The organism is Streptomyces kryoterrae, from assembly GCF_054072135.1.
In genome coordinates this window covers 8,304,682-8,315,706 of sequence record NZ_CM133358.1, presented here as the reverse complement: position 1 = coordinate 8,315,706, position 11,025 = coordinate 8,304,682, and the positions used below count along the sequence as shown (strand labels likewise).

Sequence of the window (11,025 nt, the reverse complement as noted above, 5' to 3'; positions counted from 1 at the left end):
TCATATTCGGCAAGCCTCTGAAATGCCCTTCACGGGTGGAGTACTCTCAACCCATTTACACGCTGCGGATGCAATCACACACACTGCGTCACGACATACAGGCGTACGAAAGCCACTCACCGTGATGGGTGAACGCGGGCTTCCGGAAACTCCGGGTGCCGCCGCGGGCCTCAGATACCGGCGATGCGCAGCGCCGCGTCCGCCGTGGCTTCCGCGAAGACCGAGACCGGACGCTCGGGGTCGGAGCGGTGCACGAGGATGACACCCTCGATGAGCCCGAAGAGCAGATCCGTCCGCAGGTCCAGCTCACTCTTGGCGAGCGCACCCCCGGCAGCCGTCGCGGCGAGCAACTGCCGGTAGGCGTCCTTGAGTTCGGCCCGCACCGCGTGGAAGCCGGCGAAGCGTTCGGCGCGCACCTCGGGCAGGAGGTAGAGACCGCCGAGGTTGTGCGGGCCGCCACAGAGCAACTCGACGTCGGTACGGCACAGCTCCCACAACCGGCCCTCGGCCGGGACCGCGTCGTCGGCGAGCAGCCTGCGGGCGTACGCCAACGAGGGGGTGACGGTGGACTCCAGGAGCTCGGCGAGCAGCTCCTCCTTGCCGGAGACGTAGTGGTACATGGATGCCTGGCGCATCCCCGCCCGCTCCGCGATGGTCCGGGTGGTGGTGGCCGCGTAGCCGCGGGTGGTGAACAACTCGGCGGCTGCGGCGCGCAGTTCCGCCCGCGGGGTGAGACCACTGTCCGGCCGCTGTGAGACCCGCGGCCTGCCGACCCGCCGTCCGCCCGGCCCACCCGTCGTTCCCATGTGTTCGATCCTCGCATACCGCCCGGTTCGATGATCTCGGTGAGCAATCGGTAACCGGGTGGCAACACCCGGGCAATTCCAGCGTCTCGCCCCCCGCCTAATTTCTGTCGCGCGACAGAAATTAGGCAGCAGGACAGGCACAAGCACTACGAGACGCAGTACGAGAAGCAGAAGCAGTACGACTTCGGAGCCGGAGGACCCCGATGGGGACATCGACCACGTACGGAGCCCGCGACCACGCCCGTGCCCAGGAGGGCGCCCGGGCCGAGGCCATGCCCGTAGTCCCGGCCGCCGACTGGCCGGCGCCGCCCTGTGCGGCGGGCCATCTGGTGTGGGCCGAGACGGTCGCCGGCGGCAACTACACGCACCGGGTGCTGGCCCGCGGCACCGAGCTGCGCCTGACCGATCTGCGCGGCGACGCCTGCGCCCATCTGCTGCTCTTCGCCGCGGACCGGCCCTGGGAGCGGCTGAACGTCGCCGACACGGTCAAGGTCCAGTGGAACGCCTACCTCGGCGAGGGGCAGCTGCTCCTGTCCGACCAGGGCCGTGTCCTCGCCTCGCTGGTCACCGACACCTCCGGGCGCCACGACGCGCTGTGCGGCACCTCGACCCTCGTACGCAACACGAGCCGGTACGGCGACGGCACCCCGCAGTCGCCCTCCCCGTCCGGCCGGGAGCTGTTCAAGCTGGCCGCGGCCAAGAACGGCCTGGAGCCACGCGATCTGCCGCCCTCGCTGTCCTTCTTCCAGGGCGTGGAGGTACGCGAGGACGGCGCCCTCGACTTCACCGGCTCGGCCGGACCGGGCGGCAGTGTGACGTTGCGCGCCGAGCAGGACGTCACCGTGCTGATCGCGAACGTCCCGCACCCCGCCGACCCGCGCGACGAGTACGTCAGTACCCCGCTGGAGGTGCTGGCCTGGCGTGCCGAGGCGACCCGCCCCGGCGATCCGCTGTGGGAGGCCACGCCCGAGGGCCGCCGCGCGTTCCTGAACACCGCCGAATTCCTTGCCGCGAGGGGGCTCGCATGACCACACCGATCATCCGGAAGACCGTCGTTCCGGCCCGCGCCGCCTGGTCGTCCGTCGTGCGCGCCGGCGGGACACTGACCATCACCGACCTGCACGGCAACCAGGCCGTCGACTTCCTCGTGTACGACGCCCACGACACGTCCGTGCGCTACAGCGCGCCCGACACGATCCACGCGCAGGGCGGCATCTTCCTCACCACGGGCAGTGTCCTGATGTCGAACGAGCACACGCCCCTGATGACCGTGGCCGCCGACGACGTCGGCCGGCACGACACGGTCGGTGGTGCCTGCTCCAAGGAGTCGAACACCCTGCGGTACGGCCACCACACCTGGTCGCAGCACGCGTGCGTAGACAACTTCCTCGCCGAGGGCGCCCGACACGGCCTGGGCAAGAGGGACTTGGTCTCCAACATCAACTGGTACATGAACGTGCCCGTGGAGAAGGACGGCACGCTCGGCATCGTCGACGGCCTCTCCGCGCCGGGACTCTCACTCACGCTCCGCGCCGAGTGCGACGTGCTGGTCCTCGTCTCCAACTGCCCCCAGATCAACAACCCCTGCAACGGCTTCGACCCGACCGAGGTGGAGATGACCATCACCGAGGCGGGCACGCGATGAGCTTCGACACGCTGCTGGTCGCCAACCGGGGCGAGATCGCCGTGCGCATCATCCGTACGGCACGGGAGCTGGGCCTGCGCACGGTCGCGGTCTACTCCGACCCCGACCGCTCCGCCCCGCACGTCCGGCTCGCCGACCAGGCGGTACGGCTCGGTCCGGCGCCCGCGAAGGAGTCGTATCTCGACGCCGGCCTGGTACTGGCGGCGGCCAAGGAGACGGGCGCGGGGGCGATCCATCCCGGATACGGATTCCTGTCCGAGGACGCCGACTTCGCACGGCGCTGCGAGGACGCCGGGATCGTGTTCGTGGGGCCTACGCCGGGGCAGCTGGAGCTGTTCGGCGCGAAGCACACGGCCCGGGCCGCGGCCGAGGCGGCGGGCGTGCCCCTCGCACCCGGCACAGGGCTGCTGGCCTCCCTCGACGAGGCGTACGCACAGGCCGCCGCCATCGGCTACCCCGTGATGCTCAAGGCGACCGGCGGGGGCGGTGGCATCGGCATGTCCGCCTGTGCCTCGGCCGCCGAACTCGCCGACGCCTGGGAGCGCGTACAGCGCGTCGCCGCCGCGTCCTTCTCCTCGGCCGGTGTCTTCCTGGAGCGGCTCGTCGAACGCGCCCGCCATGTCGAGGTGCAGGTCTTCGGCGACGGCGAGGGCCGGGTCGTCACCTTCGGCGACCGCGACTGTTCGCTCCAGCGCCGCAACCAGAAGGTGGTGGAGGAGGCCCCGGCACCCGGGCTTCCCGACCATGTGCGTGCCCAACTGGCCGACTCCGCACGCACGTTGTGCGCGTCCGTCGGATACCGCTCCGCCGGAACAGTGGAGTTCGTGTACGACGCCGCTCGCGAGGAGGCGTACTTCCTGGAGGTCAACACCCGCCTCCAGGTGGAACATCCGGTCACGGAGGAGATCTACGGCGTCGACCTCGTCGCCTGGATGCTGCGGCTGGCCCGCGGCGAGCGCGATGTCGTACGGGACCCGGGCACGCCCCGCGGTCACGCCGTCGAGGCACGCGTCTACGCCGAGGACCCCTCGCGCGAACACCGCCCCAGCGCGGGCCTGTTGACGCGAGTGGAGTTCCCGGGCGGGGTGCGGATCGACGGCTGGGTGGAAACGGGCACCGAGGTGACCACGTCGTACGACCCGATGCTCGCGAAGGTGATCGCGTACGGCGCCGACCGGGAGCACGCGCTGCGCCGGCTCGACGAGGCGCTGGCCCGCACCCGGGTCGACGGCATCGAGACGAACCTCGGGCTGGTGCGGGCGGCGCTGGCGAACCGGGACTTCCGCTCCGCGACGCATTCGACGGCGACCCTCACCGGGGTGAGCGATCCGACTCCGCGCATCGAGGTCGTCTCCGGCGGGACGCTCACCACGGTCCAGGACTGGCCGGGCCGCACCGGCTACTGGCAGGTGGGCGTGCCTCCGTGCGGCCCGATGGACGACCGCTCGTTCCGCCTCGGCAACCGCGCCCTGGGCAACGACGAGGGCGCCCCCGGCCTCGAATGCACCCTCCAGGGCCCGTCGTTGAGGTTCACGCATCCCACGACGGTGTGCGTGACCGGGGCCCCGGCGCCGGTCACGCTGGACGGCACGCCGGTCGCGCAGTGGGAGCCGGTGACGGTGCCGGCGGGTGCCGTACTGGCGATCGGCGCCCCGGCGGAACAGGGCCTGCGGACGTACGTGCTGTTCGCGGGCCGGGGCCTGGACGTGCCGCCGTTCCTCGGCAGCGCGGCCACCTTCACGCTGGGCAGGTTCGGCGGGCACGGCGGCCGGGCACTGCGCACGGGCGACGTTCTGCACGGCGGGGCGACGACGGCGTCGGGCGCCCCGGTCCCCCCGACCGACCGCCCGGAGTTCGCCTCCCCCTGGCACATCGGCGCCGTCGAAGGCCCGCACGCGGCACCGGAGTTCTTCACCGAGGAGGACATCCACGACTTCTACGCGGCCGACTGGAAGGTCCACTTCAACTCGGCCCGCACCGGCGTACGACTGGTAGGTCCCAAGCCCCGCTGGGCACGCACCGACGGCGGCGAGGCGGGCCTGCACCCGTCCAACATCCACGACACGCCGTACTCCGTGGGCGCCGTCGACTACACCGGCGACATGCCGGTCCTGCTGGGCCCGGACGGCCCCTCCCTCGGCGGCTTCGTGTGCCCGGCGACCGTTCTCAGCACGGAACGCTGGAAACTGGGCCAGCTGCGTCCCGGAGACACGGTCCGCTTCGCACCGGTGGACACAACGGGCGTACGACGGGCGGCGATTGTGGACGGGGGCGTACTGGCCCGGGACGGCGACATCACGTACCGCCGCAGCGGCGACGACAACCTGCTGGTCGAATTCGGGCCCATGCAACTGGACTTGGCTCTCCGGATGCGCGTCCACGCGCTGATGGAGGCGGTGACGGAGCTGGACCTGGCGGGGGTGACCGACCTGACGCCGGGCATCCGCTCCCTCCAGATCCAGGCGGACCCGGCCCTGCTCCCCCAACCGGAACTGCTCGCTGCGATACGGCAGACGGCGACCGCACTGCCTCCCGCGGACCGTCTCACGGTTCCTTCCCGCACGATCCACCTCCCCCTCTCCTGGGACGACCCGGCGACCCGCGAGGCCATCGCCCGCTACATGGCGGGCGTCCGTGACGACGCGCCCTGGTGCCCCTGGAACATCGAGTTCATCCGCCGGGTGAACGGTCTCGACTCGGTCGACGACGTGTACCGCACGGTCTTCGAGGCGGAGTACCTCGTACTGGGCCTGGGGGACGTCTACCTGGGCGCCCCGGTGGCCACCCCGCTGGACCCCCGCCACCGCCTGGTCACGACGAAGTACAACCCGGCCCGTACCTGGACCGCGGAGAACTCGGTGGGCATCGGCGGCGCCTACCTCTGCGTCTACGGCATGGAGGGGCCGGGCGGTTACCAGTTCGTCGGCCGTACGACCCAGGTGTGGTCGGGCTGGCAGCAGCGTGGCGCGTTCGAGCCGGGTTCCCCGTGGCTGCTGCGGTTCTTCGACCGCATCAAGTGGTACGCCGTCGAGCCGGACGAACTCCTCGACCTGCGTGCCGACATCACCTCGGGCCGCTTCGTCCCCCGTATCGAGGAGGGCCTCTTCTCGCTGGCGGAGTACGAGGAGTTCCTGACGGAGAACGCCGAGTCGATCGCGGAGTTCCGCTCCCGTCAGGGCGCGGCCTTCTCGACGGAACGGGACGCGTGGGAGGCGGCGGGCGAGTTCACGAGGGCGGAGGCGGCAACGGCACCCCCCACCGCGTCCCCCGAGGTGACGATCCCGGCCGGAGGGCATCTGATCGAGGCCGAATTCGCGGCGTCGGTGTGGCAGTTGAACGTCTCGCCGGGCGACGAGGTGACAGCGGGCCAGCCGCTCCTGGCCTTGGAGGCGATGAAGATGGAGTCCCGGATACACGCCCCGATAACAGGGGTGGTCCACGAAATCCTGACCAGGCCCGGCGCACAGGTGGAGGCGGGCACGGCGCTGATCGTCCTGACACCGACCGCCTGACATGCGGCCTGCGTAATTGTCCGCCCCCGCCGCCCCTACCCGTCCCGTCCTCGGGGGCTCCGCCCCCGAACCCCCGCTCCTCAAACGCCGGAGAGGCTGAATATTCAGCCCGTTGGGGGTCCCCCCTCTGGGGGAGTTTGAGGACGAGGCCCCTTCAGGGCCGAAAGCGGGGGTCTGGGGGCGCAGCCCCCAGGAACGGGACGGGTAGGGGCGGCGGGGGCGAAACAACTCACCGCGCACCCGCCGCCGACAGCACGACCCCACCCCAAGGAGCACAGATGTCGACCCTGACCCGAGTCCGCCTGGCCTACGCCCGCATCGACGCCGTAGCCCGCCCCGAGGTCTGGATCGACCTACGACCCCAGCCCGAGGTCGAGGCGGAAGCCACCCGCATCGACGAACGCCTCGCCGCAGGCGACCACCTCCCCCTCGCCGGCAAACTCTTCGCCGCCAAGGGCAACATCGACGTCCAGGGCCTCCCCACCACCGCCGGCTGCCCCGCCTACGCCTACCACCCCGAGGCCGACGCCCCGGTCGTCGCCCGCCTCAAGAACGCCGGCGCCCTCCTCCTCGGCACCACCAACCTCGACCAGTTCGCCACCGGCCTGGTAGGCACCCGCTCCCCCTACGGCCCCGTCCGCAACGCCCACGACCCCACCCGCATCAGCGGCGGATCGAGCTCCGGCTCAGCCACCGCCGTGACACTGGGCCTCGTCGACTTCGCCCTCGGCACCGACACCGCCGGCTCCGGCCGCGTCCCCGCCGCCTTCAACGGCATCGTCGGCCTCAAGCCGACCCGAGGCCTGGTCCCCACGACCGGCGTCGTCCCGGCCTGCGCCTCCCTCGACTGCGTGACCGTCTTCGCCCGTACGCTCCCCGAGGCCGAGCAGGCACTCGCGCACATGGCGTCCCCGTCCGCCCGCGACCTCCCGCCCCTGCCCCAGCGCGCCCCCGGCCCCTGGCGCGTGGCGGTCCCACCGATCGGCCAACTCGGCGAACTCGACCCCGGCTGGGCGCAGGCGTACGAGGCCGCGGTGACCCAGCTCCGCACCGCGGGCGTCTCCGTGCGCACGCTCGACCTCAAGCCGTTCACGGAGGCCGCCGCGATGCTGTACCAGGGCGCGTTCGTCGCGGAGCGCTACACAGCAGTGGGCACCTTTGTCGACAAGTTGCTCGCCGAGGGCGGTGAAGCGGGCGCGTCCCTCGACCCCACCGTCGCCGGCATCATCACCCGCGCCCGCGACATCCCCGCACACCAGCTCTACGCGGACCAGGAGCGGCTGGCCGCCCTGCGCACCCGCGCCCTCGCCGAACTGGCCGACGCGGACGCCCTGTTGCTGCCCACTGCCCCCGGCCACCCCACCCTCGCCGAGGTCGCCGCCGATCCACTGGGCGCCAACGCCCGGCTGGGCCGCTTCACCAACTCCACCAACCTCTTCGACCAGGCCGCGGTCGCCGTACCCGCGGGCCAGGTGGACGGTCTCCCGTTCGGCGTGATGCTGATCGGCCCGGCGTTCACCGATGACCGGCTCGCCACGATCGCCCGCCTGCTCCAGCCCGAGGCCCGCCTCGCGGTGGTCGGGGCGCATCTCGCGGGCCAGCCGCTCAACCCCCAACTCCTCGCCCTGGGGGCCCGGTTGGACCGTACGACCACGACGGCACCCGTCTACCGCCTGCACGCGCTCCCCACGACCCCGCCGAAGCCGGGCCTGGTCCATGTCGGCGAGGGGGAAACCGGCGGGGCGTCCATCGAGGCGGAGGTGTGGCGTCTTCCCGCCGAAGGCCTCGGCCACTTCCTGGCCGCCCTCCCCCGCCCGATGGCCCTTGGCCGTGTCGAACTCGCCGACGGCACCCACGTATCCGGCTTCCTGTGCGAACCGGCGGCCCTCGAAGGCGCCGAGGACATCACGGCGTACGGCGGCTGGCGCGCGTACCTGAACAGCCGCCCCTGAACCGCCACGGCCCCGAGAGCGCGACCGCGACCAGCACGTGGTCACCCGGGAGACCGGCAGACAGCACAGGCGGGCCCCGATGGGACGCGACACCGAGGCCACCTACGACGCACCGGGGTGGGCGCGAACGGCCACAGGGAACCCGCACGCACCCACCGAGCCGAACCACAACCCGCCGAACCACCGACGGCTACCCCACGGACGAGTACGCCACAACCCCCCGCAGCAGTCCCTCCACGGCCTTGCGCGCGTTCTTCGCGACCGTTGACCCCTCTACGCCGGAGACCGGTGCCGCGGCCGAGATCTGCCCGAGGACGTCGATGACCTGCTTGCACCACCGGACGAAGTCGCCGGCCGGCATCTCCGCCTCGCGCAGCACCTCGTCGAGGCCCTTGCCGGAGGCCCACTCGTAGGCCGCCCAGGCGAAGCCGAGGTCCGGCTCGCGCTGGCCGACGCCCTCGCTCTGGGTGATCCGGAACTCCTCCTCCAGCGCGTCGAGCCGGCCCCAGATGCGCACCATCTCGCCGAGCGCGGCCTTGGCCTTGCCGGACGGCACCTTCGGTGCCATGGCGTCGTCCGCGACCCGGGACTCGTACACCAACGCCGAGACGCAGGCGGCGAGTTCGGCGGGGGACAGTCCCTCCCACACGCCCGCGCGCAGGCATTCGCTGGCCAGCAGGTCCAGCTCGCCGTAGAGACGGGCGAGCCGCTTGCCGTGCTCGGTCACCTCGTCGGCCCGCAGATAGTCCAGCTCGGTGAGCAGGGCGACGATGCGGTCGAACGTACGGGCGATGGTGTTCGTGCGGCCCTCGATGCGCCGTTCCAGCTGCGAGGTGTCGCGCAGCAGCCGGTGGTAGCGCTCGGCCCAACGGGCGTGGTCCTCACGGTCGTTGCAGCCGTGGCAGGCGTGGGCGCGGATCGCGGTGCGCAGCCGGGCGATCTCGCGGTCGTCCGCCGCCTGGGCCCGCTGCTTGCGGGCCCGCTCGGGCGGGATGTGCCCGGCCTTGGTGCGCAGCGCGGAGGCGAGGTCGCGACGGGACTGCGGCGAACGCGGGTTGAAGGACTTGGGGACCCGCATCCGCTCCAACGGCTCGACGGGCACCGGGAAGTCCATGGACGCCAGGCGCTTCACCTGTCGTTCGGACGTCAGCACCAGCGGGCGTGGGCCGTCGTGCTGCTCGAAGCCGCGGTGGCCGTTGGACCGGCCGGCGGGCAGTCCGGGGTCGAGGACGAGCGCGAGGCCCGCGTACTTGCCCGTGGGGACGTGGATGATGTCACCGGGCTTGAGCTTCTCCAGCGCGACGGCGGCCTCGGCGCGCCGTTGGGCGGCGCCCTGCCGGGCCAGGTCGGTCTCACGGTCCTTGAGGTCGCGGCGCAGTGCCGCGTACTCCTCGAAGTCGCCCAGGTGGCAGGTCATGGACTCCTTGTAGCCGTCCAGGCCCTCCTCGTTGCGCTGCACCTGCCGGGAGATCCCGACGACCGACTTGTCGGCCTGGAACTGCGCGAACGAGGTCTCCAGCAGCTCGCGCGAGCGGTGCCGCCCGAACTGGTCCACGAGGTTGACCGCCATGTTGTACGACGGCTTGAAGCTGGAGCGCAGCGGGTACGTGCGTGTGCCGGCCAGTCCCGCCAGGTGGTCGGGGCTCATGCCGCGCTGCCACAGCACGACGGCGTGGCCCTCGACGTCGATGCCACGACGGCCGGCGCGGCCGGTCAGCTGGGTGTACTCGCCGGGGGTGATGTCGGCGTGCTGTTCGCCGTTCCACTTGACGAGCTTCTCCAGCACGACCGAGCGGGCGGGCATGTTGATGCCGAGCGCGAGGGTCTCGGTGGCGAACACGGCCTTCACGAGGCCTCGCACGAAGAGTTCCTCGACGACCTCCTTGAACGTGGGCAGCATGCCCGCGTGGTGGGCGGCGATGCCTCGCTCCAGGCCCTCCAGCCACTCGTAGTACCCGAGGACGTGCAGGTCCTCGTCGGGGATGGAGGCGGTGCGCTCCTCGACGAGGGCACGCACCCGCTCCCGCGCCTCGTCGTCGTTCAGCCGCAGTCCCGCGTACAGGCACTGCTGTACGGCGGCCTCGCAGGCCGCGCGGCTGAAGATGAACGTGATGGCGGGCAACAGGCCCTCGTTGTCGAGCCGTTCGATGACTTCGGGGCGTCCCGGCGTCCACACGCGTGAGCGCGATCTGCGCTCCCGCTCACGGTCGGCCTCGCGCATGGCACGCCCGCGTTTGCGGTCCTGGAAGGAGGGCCGCTGGGCCTCCATCCGCGCGAGCCTCGTGAGGTCGGGGTTGACGGCCTTCCTGCTGCCCTCGCCCTCCTCGAAGAGGTCGTACATCCGGCGCCCGGCGAGCACGTGCTGGAACAGGGGCACGGGCCGGTGCTCGGAGACGATCACCTGGGTGTCGCCGCGCACGGTGTCGAGCCAGTCGCCGAACTCCTCGGCGTTGGACACGGTCGCCGACAGCGAGACGAGGGTGACCGACTCGGGGAGGTGGATGATCACTTCCTCCCACACGGCGCCGCGGAAGCGGTCGGAGAGGTAGTGCACCTCGTCCATCACCACGTAGCCGAGGCCCAGGAGGGTCTGCGAGCCCGCGTACAGCATGTTCCGGAGCACCTCGGTGGTCATCACGACCACGGGGGCATCGGAGTTGACGCTGTTGTCGCCGGTGAGCAGGCCGACCTTGTCCGCGCCGTAACGACGGCACAGGTCGGAGAACTTCTGGTTCGACAGGGCCTTGATGGGCGTCGTGTAGAAGCACTTCTTGCCCTGCTGGAGGGCGAGATGGACGGCGAACTCGCCGACGATCGTCTTGCCCGAACCGGTGGGGGCGGCCACCAGCACGCCCTTCCCGGCTTCGAGCGCCTGGCAGGCCTCGATCTGGAAGGGGTCGAGGCCGAAGTCGTACATCTCGCGGAAGGACGCGAGTGCGGTGGCCTGCTCGACAGCGCGCTTGCGTGCTGCCGCATACCGCTCGGCCGGTGAGAGGTCCTCTGTCATCGTGCTTTCGAGACTACCGGCCCCCACTGACAACAGGACGATCATTATCCGGATCGATGTCCGTGAAACCCGGGATCGGCGCAGCTCAAGCAACATGAAAGCG

At 71.3% G+C, this 11,025-nt stretch carries 6 protein-coding genes; 4 read left to right on the top strand and 2 right to left on the bottom strand.

What is annotated here, in order from left to right:
* Positions 1–170: 170 nt before the first annotated feature.
* Positions 171–806, bottom strand: a complete 636-nt coding sequence (locus ACW4TU_RS36925) for a TetR/AcrR family transcriptional regulator (protein WP_457420532.1) — start codon at positions 804–806, stop codon at positions 171–173.
* Positions 807–1,009: 203 nt separating this feature from the next.
* Between ACW4TU_RS36925 and ACW4TU_RS36920 the strand changes: the two genes are divergently transcribed.
* From ACW4TU_RS36920 to atzF, 4 genes are all read left to right on the top strand, one after another.
* Complete coding sequence (locus ACW4TU_RS36920) at positions 1,010–1,834, top strand: urea amidolyase associated protein UAAP1 (protein ID WP_457420530.1); 825 nt, start codon at positions 1,010–1,012, stop codon at positions 1,832–1,834.
* Positions 1,831–2,451 (top strand): urea amidolyase associated protein UAAP2, encoded by a 621-nt coding sequence (locus tag ACW4TU_RS36915; protein WP_457420528.1) that lies wholly within the window; start codon positions 1,831–1,833, stop codon positions 2,449–2,451. Before ACW4TU_RS36920 ends, ACW4TU_RS36915 begins: the two co-directional genes overlap by 4 nt.
* Positions 2,448–5,963: a 5-oxoprolinase/urea amidolyase family protein gene (locus tag ACW4TU_RS36910; protein ID WP_457420526.1), complete on the top strand. Its 3,516-nt coding sequence runs from the start codon at positions 2,448–2,450 to the stop codon at positions 5,961–5,963. The genes ACW4TU_RS36915 and ACW4TU_RS36910 overlap by 4 nt, the downstream gene beginning before the upstream one ends.
* A 278-nt stretch (positions 5,964–6,241) precedes the next feature.
* Positions 6,242–7,915, top strand: a complete 1,674-nt coding sequence (gene atzF, locus ACW4TU_RS36905; protein WP_457420524.1) for an allophanate hydrolase — start codon at positions 6,242–6,244, stop codon at positions 7,913–7,915.
* A 190-nt stretch (positions 7,916–8,105) separates the two neighbouring features.
* On the opposite strand, the gene ACW4TU_RS36900 is transcribed toward atzF, so the two are convergent.
* The gene (locus ACW4TU_RS36900; protein WP_457420522.1) at positions 8,106–10,967 is read right to left on the bottom strand and encodes a DEAD/DEAH box helicase; all 2,862 of its coding nucleotides are present in this window, start codon (positions 10,965–10,967) and stop codon (positions 8,106–8,108) included.
* Positions 10,968–11,025 lie beyond the last annotated feature (58 nt).